The organism is Arthrobacter sp. zg-Y877, from assembly GCF_030373105.1.
Classification (GTDB): domain Bacteria; phylum Actinomycetota; class Actinomycetes; order Actinomycetales; family Micrococcaceae; genus Arthrobacter_B.
Genome location: NZ_JAUCPU010000001.1, coordinates 125303 through 144750, shown reverse-complemented (window position 1 = coordinate 144750; position 19448 = coordinate 125303). Strand labels below are relative to the sequence as shown.

Genomic DNA, 19448 nt, shown 5'->3' with positions numbered 1-19448 from the left:
GCCGGCAGGTTGCAGGGTGTTCGGACAGGATCCGGAGGGTCGCCGTATGCACGGTTCCCCTCCGGAGAATCTCAGTAGGCGAAGTCGAGGACATCGTCCTTCTTCTTTCCGGGGCTGCCGTCCGGGTCACCGCCGGCCGAATCGAGGCCGCCCGTGCCGCCGTCGTCGTTGCCCAGCAGATCCGGCATCGCTGCCGGGACGCCGCCGCGGACGAACTTGAACAGCAGCCGCACCTCCACGATCAGCAGGGCCAGGTAGACCAGCGTGAAGGTGATGACGGAGAACAGCAGCTCCCCCAGGCTCACGCCGGGCGAGACGGCTGCCGCGGTGAACATAAACACACCGTCGGAACCGGTGGGGTTCGGGGCCACCACGAACGGCTGGCGGCCCATTTCAGTGAAGATCCAGCCCGCGGAGTTGGCACCGAAGGGCGCCAGGATGCCGAACACAGCAAGGCGCATCAGCCATTTGGATTCGGGAACCGTGCCCTTGCGGACCACCCAGAGGGCGAAGGCTGCCGCGACGGCGGCGATGCCGCCGAAGCCGATCATGATGCGGAAGCCCCAGTAGGTCACGGCGAAGTTCGGCGTGTAGTCGATTTCGGCACCGGAGTTGACGCCGTACATCTCGTTGTCCGGAAGGTGGGTGCCGTAGGCGTCCTGGTACTGCTCCAGCAGGGTGTTGACGCCCCGGATTTCGGTGTCGAAGTCTCCGTTGGCGAGGAAGGACAGCATGCCCGGAATCTCGATCAGGGTGTCCACGTCCTCGCAGTCCGCCGCGCCGGGATCACCGATGGACAGCACGGAGAAGGATGTCCCGTCATGGCACGCGGCCTCCGCGGCGGCCATCTTCATGGGCTGCTGCTCAAACATCAGCTTGCCCTGCAGGTCACCGCTGACAGCGACGCCGGCAAAGGAGATCATGGCGACGACGGCGCCGATGCGCAGGGACCGCAGCCACACTGCATGGTCGGTCTTGTCGCGGCCGATCGCGGCGTTTTCGCCCACCACCACGTTGCCCTTGGCATCCACGGTGTCAATGCCGTCGCGGCGCCGCTTCCAGAGGTGGTACCAGGCAATGCCGAGCAGGAATCCGCCGGCAACGGCAAAGGCACCGAAGATAGTGTGCGGGAACGCGACGAGCAGGGTGTTGTTGGTCAGGACGGCCCAGATATCGTTCATGACCGGGCGGCCATCCACCATTTCCACGCCCACGGGGTGCTGCATCCACGAGTTCGCGGCGAGGATGAAGTAGGCCGAGAGCATGGAGGCCAGGGTGGTGATCCACAGGCACGCTAGATGGATCTTCGGCGGCAGGCGTTTCCAGCCGAAGATCCAGAGGCCGAGGAACACCGATTCGGTGAAGAAGGCCAGCAGGGACTCCAGCGCCAGCGGGGCGCCGAAGACGTCGCCGACGAAGCGGCTGTATTCACTCCAGGCCATGCCGAACTGGAACTCCTGGACCAGGCCCGTGGCCAGGCCGAGGATGAAGTTGATCAGAAACAGCTTGCCCCAGAACTTCGTCATTCGGAGGTACTGCTCTTTGCCGGTGCGCACCCAGGCGGTCTGCATGGTTGCCACCACGATCCCCAGCCCAATGGTCAGCGGGACCATGAGGAAGTGGTAGACGGTTGTGATGCCGAACTGCCACCGGGCGATATCCAGTGCTTCCACGCTTATGTCCTTCGGCTTGAGGAACGACTTCTACGCCACGTAGAATTCCTTACTTCTACACAGCGTAGAACAACTCCCGTAAGATTTCTACGTGATGTAGAACAATCCTCGGGAACGCGCTATATTAGTAAGTCTGGACCCGATCCAAGGGTCCGCCGGGGTCTCGATGAAAAAAAGGATGCACATGGCAACGCTCGGTGAGCTGGAACGCGCAATGATGGATCTGCTGTGGGAATCAAACGAAGCAGCCACGGCCAATGAGCTCCGCGAGAAACTGGCCCAGCGTGAGGACTCCGCCGACGGCAAGGGCCTGGCGGTCACCACCGTGCTGACTGTTCTGTCACGGCTGGAGAAGAAGTCCCTGGTCCAGCGTGAGCGTGACATCCGCCCCCACCGCTACCGTGCCGTGACCAGTCGCGCCGAACACACGGCCGAACTCATGCATGAAGCCCTCGGAACTGCGAATGACCGGGAAGCCGTGCTGGCCCGGTTCGTCGGCTCCGTCTCCGACACCGAGGCACAAATGCTGCGCAGGCTGCTCGGCGCCTAGCACCGGCACCCCGGGTGTTCTGGGCCTCCTACGCACTGGCTGCGCTGGCGATTGTGCTGGCGTGGCCCGTTCCGGTTCTTCTTTCGCGGGCGCAATGGCCCGCGCGCTCCCCCTTTACGGCCATGGTCCTGTGGCAGGCGATAGCCCTCGCGGGTGGCCTGTCGATGATCGGGGCCATGCTTGCCTGGGGCCTTGAACCACTGGGCAACAACCTGCTGGCCGGTCTGCACGGCCTCTGGCGCATCCTTCTGGAGGGCGCTCCGGCCAGCACCCTGGGACTGGTCCACGTCTTTGCCCTCAGCGCGGCGACGCTCCTGAGCATCCATCTGGTGTTCACCCTGCTGCTGACGTACTACCGCATCCTGCGTGGCCGGCACCGGCACCGGGACATGCTCAACCTGCTCAGTTCCCCTTCGGCGGATACTCCTGCCACGCTGGTCATCCAGCATCCGACGCCGGTGGCCTACTGCCTGCCCGGCGGCGCACGTTCGGTGACCGTGCTCTCCGACGGGCTGCTGAATATGCTCTCCAAGGATGAGCTTTCCGCAGTGCTGACCCATGAACGGGCCCACCTGGCCCAGCACCACCACCTCCTGCTGTGGGCCTTCGCAGCCTGGCGTGCGGCCCTTCCGTGGCTGCCGACGTCGCTGCTGGCCCAGCGCTCGGTCAACGAACTCATTGAAATGCTCGCCGACGACGAGGCGCTGGCGAAGGTGGACCGGATGACCCTCGTCCGCGCGGTGGCCATCGTCGGCTCGGGGTCCCCGGCACCGGACACTTCAGGTCCCGCACAGCCCCTGGCCCTGGGCAGCCCGGAGGGAACCGAACCGCTGGGCACTGCAGGCCGGCTCAGCCGGCTGCTGACACCGCAGCCGCCGCTGCCCCGCTGGCAGCAGTGGGGCGTACTGTGCCTCTCGGTCCTGCTGCTCGCCGTACCCACCACACTGCTGATGGCTCCGGGTCTCTTGGATTAGCGCTGCCTGCTGGACCGGCGCTGGCTACTGGATTAGCGCTGCCCGCTGGATGCGCCGAGCTTGACCCCGGCACGACCGTTAGGCGTCGATCCGGTCCCGGTCCAGCATGGCGGCGCCGGCGATGATGAAGTCCTTGCGGGGCGCCACGTCGCTGCCCATCAGCAGCTCGAATGCCTGCTCGGCTGCGGCGGCCTCGGAGATCCGGACCCGGCGCAGGGTGCGGTGGCGCGGGTCCATGGTGGTTTCAGCCAGCTGGCCGGCGTCCATTTCGCCCAGGCCCTTGTACCGCTGGATCGGCTCCTTGTAGCGCTTACCTTCCTTCTCCAGCCGGTCCAGCACCTGGTGCAGCTCCTTTTCGCTGTAGGTGTAGACCATCTCGTTGTTCTTCGAGCCCGCGTTGATGACTTCCACGCGGTGCAGCGGCGGCACCGCGGCGTAGACCCGCCCGGCATCGACCAGCGGCCGCATGTAACGGAAGAACAGCGTGAGGAGCAGGGTGCGGATGTGGGCACCGTCGACGTCGGCGTCGGTCATGAAGATGACCTTGCCGTAGCGGGCGGCGTCCAGCTGGAAGCTGCGGCCGGAGCCTGCGCCGACCACCTGGATCAGGGCGGCGCACTCGGCGTTGGACAGCATGTCCGCGACGGAAGCTTTCTGCACGTTGAGAATCTTGCCGCGGATCGGCAGCAGCGCCTGGTAGTCCGAGGAGCGGGCGAGCTTGGCGGTGCCGAGCGCGCTGTCGCCCTCCACGATGAACAGTTCCGACCGTTCCTGGTCATCGATCCGGCAGTCCGCCAGCTTGGCGGGCATGGTGGAGGTTTCCAGGGCGTTCTTCCGCCGCTGGGTCTCCTTGTGCACGCGGGCGGAGATACGGGACTTCATCTCCGCCACCACCTTTTCCAGCAGCTGCGAGGACTGAGCCTTGTCAGCACGGGCGGTGGAGTTCAACCGGGCGGTGATCTCCTTCTCCACGACCTTGCTCACGATGGCACGTACGGCGGAGGTGCCGAGGATTTCCTTGGTCTGGCCCTCGAACTGGGGTTCGGCGAGGCGGACGGTCAGCACCGCGGTCAGCCCGGCGAAAACGTCGTCCTTTTCGATCTTGTCGTTGCCTGCCTTGAGCTTGCGGGCATTGGCTTCGATGACCTTGCGGAACGTCTTCAGCAGGCCCTGTTCGAACCCGGTCTGGTGCGTTCCACCCTTGGGCGTGGCAATGATGTTCACGAAAGAGCGGATGGTGGTTTCGTAGCCGATCCCCCAGCGCAGGGCGATATCCACCTCCGCCTCGCGCTCAATTTCGGTGATCCGGCTGTGCCCGTTCTCATCCAGCACCGGCACGGATTCCTTGAACTTTCCGGAGCCGTGCAGCCGCCAGATGTCGGTCACCGCGGCGTCGGCGGCCAGGTACTCGACGAACTCGCCGATGCCGCCGTCGTGGTGGAAGACCTCCTCCACCGGGCCGTTTTCCCCCGGGGTTCCGGGCAGGCGGCGTTCGTCGCGCAGCGTGATCCGCAGGCCGGGCACCAGGAAGGAGGTCTGGCGGGCGCGGGCCTGCAGCTCGGTGTAGGAGAACTTTGCGTCCGGGGTGAAGATCTGCCGGTCCGCCCAGTAGCGGATCCGGGTACCGGTGACGCCACGCTTGGCCTTGCCGACAACTTCCAGCCGCGAACTGTCCAGGAACGGAGAGAACTTGGCCTCGGGGCCGGGCTTCCGTCCGGTGTCGTCGAAATGCCCGGGCTCGCCGCGGCGGAAGGCCATCTGGTAGGTCTTGCCTGCACGGTCCACCTGGACGTCGAGGCGGGAGGACAGTGCGTTGACCACGCTGGCGCCCACGCCGTGCAGCCCGCCCGAGGCGGCGTAGGATCCGCCGCCGAACTTGCCGCCTGCGTGCAGCTTGGTGAACACCACTTCGACGCCGGACAGCCCGGTTTTCGGTTCGATATCCACCGGGATGCCGCGTCCGTCGTCGTGGATTTCCACTGAACCGTCCGGGTGCAGGATGACCTTGATGCTCTGGCCGAAGCCGGCCAGCGCTTCGTCGACCGAGTTGTCGATGATCTCCCACAGGCAATGCATCAGGCCGCGTGAGTCGGTGGACCCGATATACATGCCGGGACGCTTGCGGACGGCCTCCAGCCCTTCCAGTACGGAAAGGTGCCGGGCAGTGTAATCAGAACTAGGGGGCGCCACGTGTGTTGAAACTCCTTGGTGCCGGCTCTTATGCCGGTAGGGATATCCGGAACAATCAGGAACTCCTCCTAGGTTAATCCCCGGCGGTGACACTTTGGCCCAACGACTCAGCCGGGTGAGTCTGGCCACATAGCCTGCCGCGATGGGTACGCGCAGAGCGAAAGGCGGCCCAACCTGCACGGGACGGGGTGTCAAAGGTGGTTATATGAAGTATCAACACCCTTGAGGAGGCAACTCATGACAGCAGCAGTAGCAACCCGTGAGCTGAACAGCCTGGACCGCTGCGACCGTTGCGGCGCACAGGCATATGTACGTGCAGTACTGGAATCCTCCGGTGGGGAACTGCTTTTCTGCGGGCACCACGCACGGGCGGTCGAGGCAAACCTCCGTCCGCTCACCTCGGAATGGCAGGACGAGACGTCACGCCTGAACGAGAAGGCACCCGTCCCTGCAGAGTAAACAGGCCGTGACCTGTAGGCGCCACGGAGTAACGTCCGCTTGCGACGCCGCGTACCAAGCTTGAAGTAATCCCCTTCCGGGTCGGAAGGGGATTTCTTTTTGCCACCCGGGGCCAGGAGCGTGGGTCTGGATACAGCCGCTCACGGGTAGACGACGGCACCCCGGACATTAACCACCCGGACATTAAGCACCCCGGACATACAACAGGCCGGACATACAACAGCACCCCGTCCGCCGAAGCGGAACGGGGTGCAATTGGCGGATTCAACCAGCCGGGCGGTCCTAGTCCAGGTAATCCCGCAGGACCTGGGACCGGGACGGGTGGCGCAGCTTGGACATGGTCTTGGATTCGATCTGGCGGATACGTTCACGGGTGACCCCGTAGACCTTTCCGATTTCATCCAGGGTCTTCGGCTGGCCGTCGGTGAGGCCGAAACGCATCGCCACGACGCCGGCTTCGCGCTCGGAGAGGGTGTCCAGCACCGAGTGCAGCTGCTCCTGGAGCAGCGTGAAGCTCACGGCATCAGCGGGGACAACGGCTTCGGAGTCCTCAATGAGGTCACCGAACTCGGAGTCGCCGTCTTCACCCAGCGGGGTGTGCAGGGAGATCGGCTCGCGGCCGTACTTCTGGACCTCGACAACCTTTTCGGGTGTCATGTCCAGTTCCAGTGCCAGCTCTTCGGGAGCAGGCTCGCGGCCCAGGTCCTGGAGCATCTGGCGCTGGACGCGTGCCAGCTTGTTGATGACTTCCACCATGTGCACCGGGATACGGATGGTGCGCGCCTGGTCCGCCATGGCGCGGGTGATGGCCTGGCGGATCCACCAGGTGGCGTACGTGGAGAACTTGAAGCCCTTGGTGTAGTCGAACTTCTCCACGGCGCGGATGAGGCCCAGGTTGCCTTCCTGGATCAGGTCCAGGAAGAGCATGCCGCGGCCGGTGTAGCGCTTGGCCAGGGACACGACGAGGCGAAGGTTCGCTTCGAGCAGGTGGTTCTTGGCACGCTTGCCGTCGTGGGAAACCCACTGCAGCTCGCGCTTGAGCTTGGGATCCATGTCCGGATCGCCTGCGAGCTTCTCTTCGGCGTACAGGCCGGCTTCGATCCGCAGTGCGAGGTCCACTTCCTGCTCTGCATTCAGCAGGGCGACCTTGCCGATCTGCTTCAGGTAGTCCTTGACCGGGTCCGCCGTGGCGCCGGCGGATACGACCTGCTGGGCAGGTGCGTCGTCATCGTCGGCGTCCGAGTACACGAAACCGGATCCGGTGGGTGCTGCTGCGGCATCTCCGGCTTCGGCGGCATCTGCGTCGGGCTCGGCCTCGTTGGCCTCGACCTCTTCATCGACCTCGGGCTTCGCAGCCTTGGCGGTCTTGGCAGCGGTCTTTCGTCCGGCTGCGGTGGTGCCGGCCTTCGCCGGAGCCTTCCGGGCCGCCGGCTTGCGGGCCGTCTTAGCGGCGGTCTTTTCGCCGGAAGCGGCCTCCTTCGCGGCAGCCGCGGACGGGGCCTCAGTTGCGGCAGTGCGCTTATTTGCAGTGTCAGTCTCTTCGACTGCAGTTGTCTTTCTCGGCGACACAGAAAACCTTTCATACGGCGGGTTGTGGCGCCGCCAATGGGGGCAACACCACTATGACCCTGTCAAGTCCGTGCTTCTATCCAAGTGTTTCGGTTAGGTCTGTTCCTGGTAGAACACACCGTGCCGGTGATTTGTTCCGCTGGCCACTGGGACTGGCAGTTCAAAGGACACTTGATACACGAACCCGACCGGGTCTCGGTTCCCATTGTCGCACGTTTTCCCTTCCACTACAGCACGGCTTCCCCTCCTTCACCCGTCCCGGTTCCCGGGCCAGGATCCCTCACGTGTGCGGGCCCAGTCGGGAAGGACGCCGGTGCCGAGCAGTTCACGCAGCAGCAGCGCGAGGCGGTATCCGGGGCACGCCTCGAGTGCGCGCTCCAGGTAGACGTGGGCCCGGGAGCCTCTCCCCCGGGCCCATTCGATCCAGGCAAGGAGTGAGAGCAATCCCGCCCTCGCATCGCCCTCGGCTGCGGGCACCAGATCGGTGAACACTGCATGGGCACGGTCCAGCCGGGCCCAGTCCGGGGCGGCAGGTCCCCGTCCCACCAGCAGGCTGCGGAAATCCGCGGCTGCATGCCTTCGGGGGCGTGGCGGCAAGGGGACGGTCCCGGACTCCGCGGGGAACGCATCCCGGGGTGCACCACCGGGCCGCACAGGAGGATGGTCCTGCCGCCGGAGCATGCCGTTTGCTTCCGCACCCTCCAGTGCCGGGCCTTTCCCTACAGCGGCCAGGACCAGCAGCGCATCCCGGATTCCGCGGTCCCCGAGGCTGGCCAGCAGGAATCCTGTGCCTTCGGGATCACTGTGCAGCCGGTCTCCGTGTGCGCCGCTGGCAGTGGGTGTGCCGCCGAAACAGTCCGACCATGCCTCCAACGTGGCTTGGAACTGTTGGCGTTCACACCACTGCCCGGCCAGCTGCTCCGCGAAGCGGGCCTGTGCTGCGGCCACCTCCTGGTGATTGGTCCATTGCCCTGGGAAGGACTCTCCCACCGCCCGTTCAATCGACGCCGCGAAAGCGCTGCCGCGGTAGACCAGTTCGGTATTCAACCTGCTGTCGGCTATCCGTGACCGCGGCGTGCCGGGCCACGGGCAGCAGTCCGTCCGGGTGCAGAAATAATCCCGCCAGGTCTCCGGACCCACCAGCCAGCCGTCCTGCAGCGGAACACCCGCCGCGGCAAGTTCCTTTTCCAGCCGGCGCACCAGCGGCCTGTACGGCGGGTGCGCCGGATCCCGCCACGGAGCGTCCGTATACATGGCCATCAGCACGCCGTCGGCCTCCGTATCGGACGCCAGGAACCTGGCGGCAGTGGCTGCATACGCACCGTTCGCCCCGCTCTTCGCTGCGGCCCCAGGCGGCAGGTCAACACGCAGTGTGGCGCCGACCCGGCCGCCGCACAAGGCCAGGAACACCAGCGAGCTGCGGGGCTCAAAGCCCAGCGTGTGCGGGATCAGGCTGAGGATGTCCTCCGGGGCGTTGACGCGGTAGGGGTTGCGCGGGGTGCCGTCAGCCGGTTCTGTGCTCATGGCCCAAGGTTTCCCGGATGCAGGCGCCCGGAACAGCTCCGCTCCGTTGGCTGTGCGTCCGGCGCTGATGGAGCCGCACATTCGGCGGCAGTGGAGGACGGGTGGGACCGGTCAGGCGCCATGCCAAAGCGCTGCGCCAGCCGGCAGCGGAACGCTCACCGCCAGCGGAAGACCCTGGCAGCCAGTGCAGCGCAGATAACGGTCCAGCCAAGCATGACCAGGAAGGGCGCCACGGTGAGGCTTCCTCCGTACCAGGCCGCGGTCAGTGCCTGGGTCATGGAGCCGAGGGGGCTGAAGGCCGCGATCTGCCGGATACCGTCGGGCATCAGCGGTCCCGGTGTCCACAGTCCGGCAGTGAACATACACAGCATGAAGACCACGAACCCGATGCCGTAGGCATTCTGGGCCGTCCCCGCCAGGGCGGCGATCACAGAGCCCACGGCCATCATGGCGGCCGCGCCGCAGACCAGGACGAGCACCACAACGCCGGGGCTTTCCGGCATCAGGCTGCCAAACACCAACCGCGAAACCAGGACGGCGGCAGCCACCGCCGCGGCGAGCGACGCGGCGCTCACAATCCACTGGGCGAAGAGGATCCGGTTTGCCCCGACAGGCGTCACGCCCAGACGGCGCAGGACGCCGGTCTCCCGGTAGCCGCTGATCGCGGATGGATAGTTGGTGACGGCCACGCTGGCCAGGGCGACGGCAATGGACAACGGCACGAGAAGGTCAATCAGGCGGAGGTTGGCATAAACGGGATCACTGCCTCCCATCGGGACCCGGGTGCCGGGAATGATGAAGCCCTGCAGCAGCAGGATTGCCGAGGGCAGCACCAGTGCCATGAAAATGCTTACCGGGTTGCGCAGATACAGTGTGGCCTCAGTCCGCGTCAGTGCTCCCAGCGCCCGCATGCTCTTCCCTTCACTCTGCTGCCGGCTGCTCGATGAACGCCAGATAGGCATCCTCGAGGGCGCCGGCCCCGTCGGCACCGGCACCGGTAACGGCAAGCAGTTCCGCCGGAGTGCCCACGAACCGTGTCCGGCCGGCGTCGATGATTGCCAGGCGGTCGCACAGGCGCTCGACGTCGTCAAGGTAGTGGGTCACGAGCACCACCGTGATGCCGCTGTCCTTCACCTGCTGAACCAGCTGCCGGACATCGCGCCGGCCCTGGGGGTCGAGTCCGGTGGTCAGCTCGTCGAAGACCACCACGTCAGGGTTGCCAATGAGTGCGAGGGCAATCGAGAGCCGTTGCTTCTGCCCGCCCGAAAGACTGCCAAAAGGACGCTTACGGTGCTTCTCCAGCCCGACCGTCCGCAGCAGTTCCGGGACGTCCGCGGGGGTGGGGTAGAACGCGGCGAACAAGCGCAGCGCTTCCCCTACACGGAGGGCGGGAGGAAGCGCCGTGGACTGGAGCTGGTAGCCGACGCGGCCGCGCACCGTTGCCCGGTCCTTCGCGGGATCCACTCCCAATACCTCGATCCGGCCGCCGTCGGGCCGCAGCGCGCCGGCTACGCATTCGACCGTCGTCGTTTTGCCGGCGCCGTTGGGACCGAGGATTCCGAAGGTTTCACCCGCCTGGATCGAGAACGTGACGTCCGCCAGGGCAACAACGTCCCGGAATGTCTTGGAGAGTCCACTCGCGCTTACCACCGTGCCGGTGGGCGCCTGTGCCCTGGTCATGCGGATCATTCTGGCGGCGGTGCCGAACAGGGTCAAGGGTGCCCGGCGGTGTGCGCGGCTACGGGTTTTCCGGCCTCCGGCGTTCCTCGCGGCGGCGCTGCCGTTCGCGTGCCAGCGCGGCGCGGAGCGGCGGCAGCGGGGATCCTTCGTCCGCCAGCCGCGAACGGATCCTGGCGCGGGTCCGCAGGATGCCCACCACGCCCACTGCCATCACGGCGAACTGCACGGACAGGGCGATCCGGAAGGAGTCCAGGGCGTACAGATCGCCACCGGAGAACCCGCTGTTGTTCAGCACGTCCAGCACCACCCCGATCAGGTACATGCTGACCAGGGACGCGATGAAGCCGCCGATATTGACGATCCCCGTGGCAGTGCCCAGACGGGAGCTGGGGTTGTAGGTCCTGGCGAAGTCGAAGCCGATCATGGAGCCGGGACCGCCGATGGCCAGCAGTGCCACCAGGAGCACCAGCAGCCACAGTGGCGCCGGTCCGGGATACAGCAGGACGGCGGCCCATCCGGCCGCCATGGCGGCGGCAATCAGGAGCACCATGGTGGAGCGGCGCAACGGGTGCCGGCCCACCCACGAGCCCATCCACGGACCGCAGACAATGGCCACGACCACGAAGAAGGTCATCAGGCCGGACGCAACGGCGGAGGAGACTCCTTCGGCACTGACGAGATACGGGAATCCCCACATCATGACGAATACCGTGCCGGGGAACTGCACGGTGTAATGCGTCCACATGCCCAGCCTGGTTCCGGGCTGGGCGAAGGCCTGCGCCAGGGAGGTGCCGGTCTGCCGCAGGGGCAACGGCACGGGGGCTTCACCGCCGGCGGGCCGGTTCCGTACACAGGCCAGGACCAGGACCAGCGCGAGGAGGGACAGGGACGCAGCAGACAGGAACGCCGTGCTCCAGCCGAAGCGGTGCAGCACAAAGGCAAAGGGAATGGCACTGGCAATCTGCCCCAGCTGCCCAACGATGCCGGTGTACTGGGTCAGGACAGGGATCCGCCGGCCGGAGAACCAGGCGGGCAGCAGACGCAGCACGGAAATGAAGGTCAGCGCGTCACCCGCGCCGACCAGGGAGCGCCCAAGGATGCCGGCACCTACGGATTCGGCGCCTGCCAGCTGGAGCTGGCCGGCAAGCATCAGCGCCGCCCCTCCGGCGATCAGCAGCCGGGGACCGAACCGGTCCACCAGCACACCCACGGGTATCTGGAGCCCGGCGTAGACCAGGAGCTGCACCACCGTAAAGATGGACAGGATGGACGCCGTCGCGGAAAAGCGCTCGGTGGCTTCGATGCCGGCCACGCCGAACGTCGTGCGCTGGGTTACCGCCACCATGTAGGCGAAAACGCCGACGCCCCAGACGATCCAGGCCCGGGTTCCGTTCACTGGTGCGCCTGCCCCGGGCGGGGGCCGTTAGGTGCGGCCTCAGCCCGGGCCGGGCCGCCCGTCGTCGCTGCCGTGGCCTTCAACCGTGCCCTCGGTGGCATCTGGTGCAATCTCCTGATCTGTTGTACCGCTCGCCGGGGTGGCTGCGGGGCCGTGCTGGTTTTCCGGCCAGAGCGCCTCCGATTCCTCTTCGGCCTGCGGGCTGGCCAGATAGGCCTCCACCGCAGCTCCGATTTCTTCGGCGTCCGCCAGCTCGTCATTATCCTTGACCAGCAGGGAGCGCAGCACGGTGCTTTCGGTGTATTGGTCGTAGCGCTTCTCCAGCGTGGCCACCACGCCCTTGACCTCCGCCGATGCCTCCACCTGTTCGGCTATCTGGCGCTCCACGTCGCGGCCGACCTCGCGGAGCCGGTCGGTGGGCAGCACCAGCGAGGCCGCGGCACCGAGGTACTCGAGGCCGGCGACGGCGGCAGGCGGGAACTCCGCCTCGGCAAGGTAATGCGGGACATGCACCACGTGCCCGACGACGTCGACCCCGGCCTCGACGAGGCGCAGTTCCAGGACGTGCCCGACGGCGGCCTGCACCTGTGCGATCGGGGTCCAGGAGCTGATCCCCTCGATCAGGTCGGGCCGGTTGCCGTGCGCGGTCACACCAATGGGACGCGTGTGCGGAACGGGCATTGGAATGGAGTGGACCCAGCTGACGAGGGTCACTTCGAAGGCCTTCACCAGGTGCAGCACGGCGGCCGTGAAGCGTTCCCACTGCAGGTCGGGCTCGAAGCCGGTCAGGAACAGGAACGGCTCCCCCAGCCCGTCATACATCCGGTGCAGTTCAAGCCGCGGCGGCTCATAGTCGCTGAGGTGGTCCTCCACGAAGGAAATCTGCGGCCGGCGGCTGCGGTAGTCAATGAGCTGGTCGGCGTCGAAGGTGGCCACCAGATCATGGTCCAGGGCGTCGAAAAGTTCATCCCGGATTTGGCTGACCACATGGCCGGCCTCGCCAAAGCCGGTGAACCCGGCCAGCATCGTCAGGCCGGTGAGGTCCCCGGATTCCGCGACCTCCGGATTCAGATTAAACAGGGTCAACGGATCGAGCATGTCTTACCCCTCCCGGGAACTCATCGCGTGCGCTCTTGGCACAGGACGGTATCCACCGGTGGTCCGGCTGCTTTTAACCGCTGCTGTGCCCTTACTCAAGGGTAAACGCACGGACAGGCCGGTTTCATTCCACGGCCGGCGCGGACGGCCGCAACGATGCGGCGCGGGGGCGTTCAGAGACTACGATCGGTGGAATAAGCGCAAAGCAACACAGAAACGTGAGGAAGCAGCTTCGTGAACAAAGCCAGTGAACCCAGCCTGTCGGCCGTATCCCGGGACGGACGGAAGGTCTCCGCCAGTGCCCTCGTGATCGGCGTCGGCCAGACACCCGAGGGTCCCGTCCTGATTGAGAGCCCGCTTTCCCCCAAGGCGTCTGCTGCGCTGGCCGCTTCACTGCCGCTGCTCGGCGTCACCGGCGCAGCCGATGAAGTCCACCGCCTGCCCGGACTTCCCGAGGTCGACGCCGAGATGCTGGTCCTCACCGGCCTGGGTCCGGTTTCAGCCGGCGTGGCCCTGACCGAGGAATCCCTCCGCCGCGCTGCGGGTTCGGCCGTCCGCCAAATTGCCGGCACCACTTCCGTGGCCCTCGCCCTCCCGGCCGGTACGGTGGCCGACGCCGCCGCCGTCGCCGAGGGTGCCCTCCTGGGTGCCTACAGCTTCACCGAACACCGCAGTGCCGCCACGGTGGACAAGGTTCCCGCGCCGGTCGCCGAAATCACGGTTATTACTGCAGCCGCGGATGAGAAGGCACTCCGGCCCGCCCTGGAGCGCGCCCGCATCCTCGGGCGTGCCGTGAACGCCACCCGCACCCTCGTAAACCAGCCGCCGAGCCACCTCTACCCGGAAACCTTCGCAGCCGCTGCCAAGGACCTGGCCAAGTCGCTGCCGGTGAAGGTCACGGTCATGGATGAAAAGAAGCTTGAACGTGAAGGCTTCGGCGGAATCCTCGGCGTGGGCAAGGGCTCGGCCCGTCCCCCGCGCCTCGTGAAGCTCGAATACGCGCCGCTGCGGTCCAAGGTCAAGCTGGCCCTCGTCGGCAAGGGCATCACCTTTGACTCCGGTGGACTGTCCCTGAAGCCTGCCGCCGGCATGCAGGCCATGAAGTCGGACATGGGCGGCGCCGCCGTCGTGCTGAACGCGCTGCTGGCCATCGCTGAACTGGGGCTCCCCATCAAGGTGACCTCATGGCTCTGCATTGCGGAGAATATGCCCTCCGGCACCGCCCAGCGCCCCTCCGACGTAATGACCACCTACGGCGGACGTACCGTTGAGGTCCTGAACACCGACGCCGAGGGACGGCTGGTGATGGCTGACGGCCTGGTCGCCGCCAGCGAGGAAGCCCCCGACGCAATCATCGACGTGGCCACCCTGACCGGCGCCCAGATGATCGCCCTGGGCAACCGCGTTTCCGCGGTCATGGGTGAAGAAGGGGTCCGCGACGCCGTCAAGGCAGCAGCGGACCGCGCCGGCGAGCTGTTCTGGCCCATGCCGATCCCGGAGGAGCTGCGCGCGAGCCTGGACTCGCAGGTGGCCGACATCGCCAACCACGGGGAGCGTTTCGGCGGCATGATGACCGCCGCCACCTTCCTGCGCGAATTTGTCGGGGAAGTCAACGGAACCAAGATCCCGTGGGCACACCTGGACATTGCGGGACCGGCCTTCAACGAAGGCTCCCCCTACGGCTACACACCGAAGGAAGGCACCGGCGTCGCTGTCCGCACTCTGGTGGCCTACGCGGAAGACGTCGTGGCCCGCGCCTCATAGCATCGAATCCGGTTCCGTGAAACGGAACTGACGGTTGTGGCAGGTGTTTCTCATTACACTTCGCCCCCTACTGCCTGTGTCCAAGTGGATGCTGGTGGTAGGGGGCGATAGGGTGAGGACTGATCACAAACGCCCAATAACTCATCGGCGCGCAAGGGCGCGTCAACGAATACGCGAGGGAGCGTCCAAGTGGCCGATAAGGCAGCTGCGCAAGAGTTCGACATCCTGATCCTCGGCGGAGGCAGCGGCGGCTACGCCGCGGCACTGCGCTCCGTGGAGCTGGGATTCTCCGTAGGTCTCATTGAAAAGGGAAAGCTGGGCGGCACCTGCCTCCACAACGGCTGCATCCCCACCAAGGCGCTGCTGCACTCCGCCGAAATCGCGGAGAACGCCAAGACGGCCTCGAAGTACGGCATCAACGCCACCTTCGACTCCATCGACATGACCGCAGTGAACGCCTACAAGGACAACATCATTGCGGGCAAGTTCCGCGGCCTCCAGGGCCTGATCAAGTCCAAGGGCATCACCGTCATCGAGGGCGAAGGCAAGCTCACCAGCGAAAAGACCATTGAGGTCAACGGCGAGACCTACACCGGCAAGAACATCATCCTGGCCACCGGCTCCTACTCCCGTTCACTGCCGGGACTGGAAATCGGCGGCAAGGTCATCACCTCGGACCAGGCCCTGCAGATGGACACCGTACCCAAGAGCGCGGTCATCCTCGGCGGCGGCGTCATCGGCGTCGAATTCGCTTCGGTCTGGAACTCCTTCGGTGTGGACGTCACCATTGTTGAGGGCCTGCCCTCCCTGGTCCCCAACGAAGACGCAGCGATCATTAAGCAGCTGGAACGCGCCTACAAGAAGCGCGGCATCAAGTTCAGCACCGGCATCTTCTTCGACAACGTCCAGCAGAACGACGACGGCGTCGTCGTCACGCTGGCCGACGGCAAGACCTTCGAAGCCGACCTGCTGCTCGTGGCCGTGGGCCGCGGCCCCGTCACCGCCAACCTGGGCTACGAAGAAGCCGGCCTCACCATGGACCGCGGCTTCGTTATCACCAACGACCGCCTGCACACCGGCGTCGGCAACATCTACGCCGTGGGCGACATCGTCCCCGGCCTGCAGCTGGCCCACCGCGGCTTCCAGCAGGGCATCTTCGTTGCCGAGGAAATCGCCGGCCTGAAGCCGGTGGTCGTCGACGACGTCAACATTCCCAAGGTCACCTACTGCGAGCCGGAAATCGCCTCGGTCGGCCTGACCGAAGCCAAGGCGAAGGACAAGCTGGGTGCCGAGAACGTCGAGGTCCAGGAATACAACCTGGCCGGCAACGGCAAGACCTCCATCCTCGGTTCCTCCGGCCTCATCAAGATGGTGCGCGAGAAGGACGGCCCCATCGTGGGCGTCCACATGATCGGCGGCCGCATCGGCGAGCAGATCGGCGAAGCCCAGCTGATCGTCAACTGGGAGGCGTACCCTGAGGATATTGCCAGCTTGATCCACGCGCACCCGACCCAGAACGAGGCGTTGGGCGAGGCTGCGATGGCCCTGGCCGGCAAGCCCCTTCACGGTTAATAGCTCAAGATTCACTCCCCGCGGCCGCCTCCGGATTAACCGGAAGCGGCCGCGGGAAATCATCACCAGCACCAGCGGCACGGCTGGTCACAAAAGATCTAACAAGGAGAAACGGGGACAATATGTCTGAAACCGTGAACTTACCAGCCCTTGGTGAAAGCGTCACCGAAGGCACCGTTACCCGCTGGCTGAAGAACGTGGGCGACCGCGTCGAGGTCGACGAGCCCCTGCTCGAGGTATCCACCGACAAGGTCGACACCGAGATCCCCTCCCCCGTGGCCGGCGTGATCGAGGAAATCCTCGTGGCCGAAGACGAAACCGCCGAGGTCGGTGCAGCACTCGTGCGCATCGGCGACGGTTCCGGGTCCGGCGAACAGCAGGACGACGGCGGCAGTGCCGCCAACCAGGAAGCTCCCGCAGAGGAAGCTCCGGCTGAAGAGGCTCCGGCCGCCCCGGCTGCTGAAGAGGCTCCGGCCGCCGAAGAAGCTCCCGCTGCTGAATCCGGCTCCGGTGAAGGCACCGAAGTGACCCTCCCCGCCCTGGGCGAGTCCGTCACCGAAGGTACCGTCACCCGCTGGCTCAAGGCAGTGGGCGACGACGTCGAAATGGACGAGCCGCTGCTGGAGGTGTCCACCGACAAGGTCGACACCGAGATCCCCTCCCCCGTGGCCGGCAAGCTGCTGGAAATCCGGGTCAACGAAGATGACACCGCCGAGGTTGGCTCCGTGCTGGCTGTTATCGGTTCCGGTGCTTCGGCACCCGCCAAGGCAGAGCCGAAGAGTGCCGAGCCCGTAGCGGCCGCCTCGAAGGACGAGCGCGAAGCTCCGGCCGTTGAGCCGGAAAAGCAGGAAGCCCCCAAGGCTGAAGCCCCGAAGGAGGAGGCTCCCAAGCAGGAAGCCCCCAAGGCCGAGGCTCCGAAGCAGGAAGCTCCCAAGCAGGAAGCATCCAGCGGTTCCAACGACGGCGGCACCTACGTCACTCCGTTGGTGCGCAAGCTCGCCAACGAGCACGGTGTTGACCTCTCCAGCATCAAGGGTTCCGGCGTTGCCGGCCGCATCCGCAAGCAGGATGTGCTCGAAGCCGCCGAGGCCAAGAAGGCCGCCTCGCAGCAGCCGGCAGCATCCGCTCCCGCAGCCGCAGCCTCCGAGAAGGCAGCACCGGCAAAGATCAGCGAAGCCAGCGCCAAGCTGCGCGGCACCACGGTCAAGGCACCCCGCATCCGCCAGACCATCGCGCGCCGCATGCGCGAGTCCCTGGAGGAGTCGGCACAGCTGACTCAGGTCCACGAGGTCGACATGACCCGCATCGCGGCCCTGCGCCAGAAGGCCAAGGGCAGCTTCCAGCAGCAGAACGGCGCGAAGCTGACCTTCCTGCCGTTCATCGCCAAGGCAGTTGTCGAGGGCCTGAAGCAGCACCCGGTCCTCAACGCCTCCTACGACAACGAGACGCAGGAGATCACGTACCACGACTCCGAGCACCTCGCCATTGCCGTGGATACCGAGAAGGGCCTGCTGGTTCCGGTCATCAACGACGCCGGTGACCTCAACATCACCGGTCTCGCCAAGAAGATCGCCGACGTCGGCAGCCGGACCCGCAACAACAAGATCGGCCCCGACGAGCTCTCCGGCGGTACGTTCACCATCACGAACATCGGCAGCGTCGGCGCGCTCTTCGATACGCCGATCATCAACCAGCCGCAGGTCGGCATCCTGGGCACGGGCGCGATCGTCAAGCGTCCCATGGTTGTCACCGATGCCGAGGGCAATGACAACATCGCCATCCGTTCGATGATGTACCTCTCCCTGACGTACGACCACCGCCTGGTGGACGGCGCCGATGCAGGCCGCTTCCTGCAGACGCTGAAGGCACGCCTGGAAGAAGGCAACTTCGAGGCTGAACTGGGACTCTAGTTTCCGGATCTGCCCAACACAGGGCGCTCTCCCGTTACCGGGAGGGCGCCCTGTGCCGTTTCCCGGGCTGATCCTCCGGAATGGCGGACCCTCCGGAACTTTCTCTACATGTTGTAGAAAAGTTACCCCCTCCGGTGGCCCTTCCCCCGAGTTGCCGACTTCCAGTCGGTAAACTAGCGCTATGGACTTCCTTCACAACTTCCTTGTCTTCCTGCACATCCTCGGCGCAGCCATCATTGTCGGCATCTGGTTTGCCCGCATTAAGAACCCGACAGTGCTGCCCGGCCAGTTCCACGCAGCGCTGCTGCAGCTGGTCACCGGCCTGGCGTTGGTGGCGGTCAACGAGATGGGCGACGGCGACGTCAACCACCTGAAGGTGGGCATCAAGCTGCTGATCACCCTGGTAATTGCCGTACTGGCCTTCATTGGACAGCGCCGCTACAAGAAGGACGAGCCGGTTTCCTCCGGACTGGCCAATGGTGTGGGCATCCTCGCGGTCGTCAACATTGCCGTAGCCACTATGTGGTAGTCCGCACAACAGCGGAAATAGGATGGGATGGTGCGCCGGCTTGGTGCCGGCCCCGTCCCATCACTGCTTAAGGAGACCCCCATGGCTACAGTCCGTTCAGCCCATACCGTCTGGAATGGCGACCTCTTCAACGGCAAGGGAGATGTCACCCTCGACTCCTCCGGACTCGGCACCTACGACGTCACGTGGAAGGCCCGCGCCGAAGAAGCCAACGGCAAGACCAGCCCCGAGGAACTGATCGCCGCAGCCCACTCGGCCTGCTTCTCCATGGCCTTCAGCAACGCCCTGGCCGAGGCCGGCAAGACTGCCGAGCGGATCGAGACGTCCGCCGATGTGACCTTCGTTCCGGGCACGGGCATCACCGGCAGCCACCTCAAGGTCACCGCCGTCGTACCGGGACTGACGGCAGAGCAGTTTGACGAGATTGCCGAGTCGGCTAAGACCGGCTGCCCCGTGTCACAGGCCCTCACCGGCATCGACATCACCATGGACGCCACACTGGAGTCATAGGTCCACGTTCAACCCCGCCACACACAGAAACGGCCCGATCCGCTGATCGG

Annotated in this window: 16 protein-coding genes; 8 read left to right on the top strand and 8 right to left on the bottom strand. The window is 65.7% G+C overall.

The genetic code is table 11. The features are described 5' to 3' along the window. Nucleotides 1-71: 71 nt before the first annotated feature. Nucleotides 72-1673 carry a cytochrome ubiquinol oxidase subunit I gene (locus QNO03_RS00625; protein WP_229947663.1) on the bottom strand — a complete coding sequence of 534 codons (1602 nt, stop codon included), beginning with the start codon at nucleotides 1671-1673 and terminating at the stop codon, nucleotides 72-74. Between the two features lie 184 nt (nucleotides 1674-1857). On the opposite strand from QNO03_RS00625, the gene QNO03_RS00620 reads away from it, so the two are divergent. Next, nucleotides 1858-2223 (top strand): BlaI/MecI/CopY family transcriptional regulator, encoded by a 366-nt coding sequence (locus tag QNO03_RS00620; protein ID WP_229947661.1) that lies wholly within the window; start codon nucleotides 1858-1860, stop codon nucleotides 2221-2223. Between the two features lie 14 nt (nucleotides 2224-2237). After that, nucleotides 2238-3197, top strand: a complete 960-nt coding sequence (locus tag QNO03_RS00615; RefSeq protein ID WP_289601320.1) for a M56 family metallopeptidase — start codon at nucleotides 2238-2240, stop codon at nucleotides 3195-3197. Nucleotides 3198-3275: 78 nt separating this feature from the next. Here the strand turns inward: QNO03_RS00615 and QNO03_RS00610 are convergent, their stop codons facing one another. Beyond that, nucleotides 3276-5387 (bottom strand): DNA gyrase/topoisomerase IV subunit B, encoded by a 2112-nt coding sequence (locus QNO03_RS00610; RefSeq protein WP_289601318.1) that lies wholly within the window; start codon nucleotides 5385-5387, stop codon nucleotides 3276-3278. Nucleotides 5388-5624: 237 nt separating this feature from the next. Here QNO03_RS00610 and QNO03_RS00605 point away from each other — a divergent pair, with 237 nt between their 5' ends. Next, nucleotides 5625-5846, top strand: a complete 222-nt coding sequence (locus tag QNO03_RS00605) for a DUF7455 domain-containing protein (protein WP_229947654.1) — start codon at nucleotides 5625-5627, stop codon at nucleotides 5844-5846. Between the two features lie 282 nt (nucleotides 5847-6128). Here QNO03_RS00605 and QNO03_RS00600 read toward each other — a convergent pair whose 3' ends face one another. From QNO03_RS00600 to QNO03_RS00575, 6 genes are all read right to left on the bottom strand, one after another. Next, nucleotides 6129-7415, bottom strand: a complete 1287-nt coding sequence (locus QNO03_RS00600; protein ID WP_289601316.1) for an RNA polymerase sigma factor — start codon at nucleotides 7413-7415, stop codon at nucleotides 6129-6131. A gap of 249 nt (nucleotides 7416-7664) precedes the next feature. Then, nucleotides 7665-8939 (bottom strand): DUF4192 domain-containing protein, encoded by a 1275-nt coding sequence (locus QNO03_RS00595; RefSeq protein WP_289601315.1) that lies wholly within the window; start codon nucleotides 8937-8939, stop codon nucleotides 7665-7667. 155 nt (nucleotides 8940-9094) lie between these two features. Continuing rightward, nucleotides 9095-9850, bottom strand: coding sequence for an ABC transporter permease (locus tag QNO03_RS00590; RefSeq protein ID WP_289601314.1), 756 nt, complete (start codon nucleotides 9848-9850; stop codon nucleotides 9095-9097). A gap of 10 nt (nucleotides 9851-9860) precedes the next feature. Next, nucleotides 9861-10619, bottom strand: a complete 759-nt coding sequence (locus tag QNO03_RS00585) for an ABC transporter ATP-binding protein (RefSeq protein WP_229947644.1) — start codon at nucleotides 10617-10619, stop codon at nucleotides 9861-9863. 58 nt (nucleotides 10620-10677) lie between these two features. After that, the gene (locus tag QNO03_RS00580; RefSeq protein WP_289601313.1) at nucleotides 10678-12015 is read right to left on the bottom strand and encodes an MFS transporter; all 1338 of its coding nucleotides are present in this window, start codon (nucleotides 12013-12015) and stop codon (nucleotides 10678-10680) included. 39 nt (nucleotides 12016-12054) lie between these two features. Beyond that, nucleotides 12055-13113 carry a proteasome assembly chaperone family protein gene (locus QNO03_RS00575; RefSeq protein ID WP_229947640.1) on the bottom strand — a complete coding sequence of 353 codons (1059 nt, stop codon included), beginning with the start codon at nucleotides 13111-13113 and terminating at the stop codon, nucleotides 12055-12057. 234 nt (nucleotides 13114-13347) lie between these two features. On the opposite strand from QNO03_RS00575, the gene QNO03_RS00570 reads away from it, so the two are divergent. The 5 genes from QNO03_RS00570 to QNO03_RS00550 all read left to right on the top strand — a co-directional run bounded on the left by QNO03_RS00570 (nucleotide 13348) and on the right by QNO03_RS00550 (nucleotide 19398). Continuing rightward, the gene (locus QNO03_RS00570; protein WP_229947635.1) at nucleotides 13348-14877 is read left to right on the top strand and encodes a leucyl aminopeptidase; all 1530 of its coding nucleotides are present in this window, start codon (nucleotides 13348-13350) and stop codon (nucleotides 14875-14877) included. A 189-nt stretch (nucleotides 14878-15066) separates the two neighbouring features. After that, nucleotides 15067-16449, top strand: a complete 1383-nt coding sequence (gene lpdA / locus QNO03_RS00565) for a dihydrolipoyl dehydrogenase (RefSeq protein WP_229947634.1) — start codon at nucleotides 15067-15069, stop codon at nucleotides 16447-16449. Nucleotides 16450-16571: 122 nt separating this feature from the next. Then, complete coding sequence (gene sucB / locus QNO03_RS00560; protein WP_289601310.1) at nucleotides 16572-18359, top strand: 2-oxoglutarate dehydrogenase, E2 component, dihydrolipoamide succinyltransferase; 1788 nt, start codon at nucleotides 16572-16574, stop codon at nucleotides 18357-18359. Between the two features lie 181 nt (nucleotides 18360-18540). Further along, nucleotides 18541-18888, top strand: coding sequence for a hypothetical protein (locus QNO03_RS00555; protein ID WP_229947630.1), 348 nt, complete (start codon nucleotides 18541-18543; stop codon nucleotides 18886-18888). Between the two features lie 81 nt (nucleotides 18889-18969). Next, the gene (locus QNO03_RS00550; RefSeq protein WP_289601308.1) at nucleotides 18970-19398 is read left to right on the top strand and encodes an OsmC family protein; all 429 of its coding nucleotides are present in this window, start codon (nucleotides 18970-18972) and stop codon (nucleotides 19396-19398) included. Nucleotides 19399-19448 lie beyond the last annotated feature (50 nt).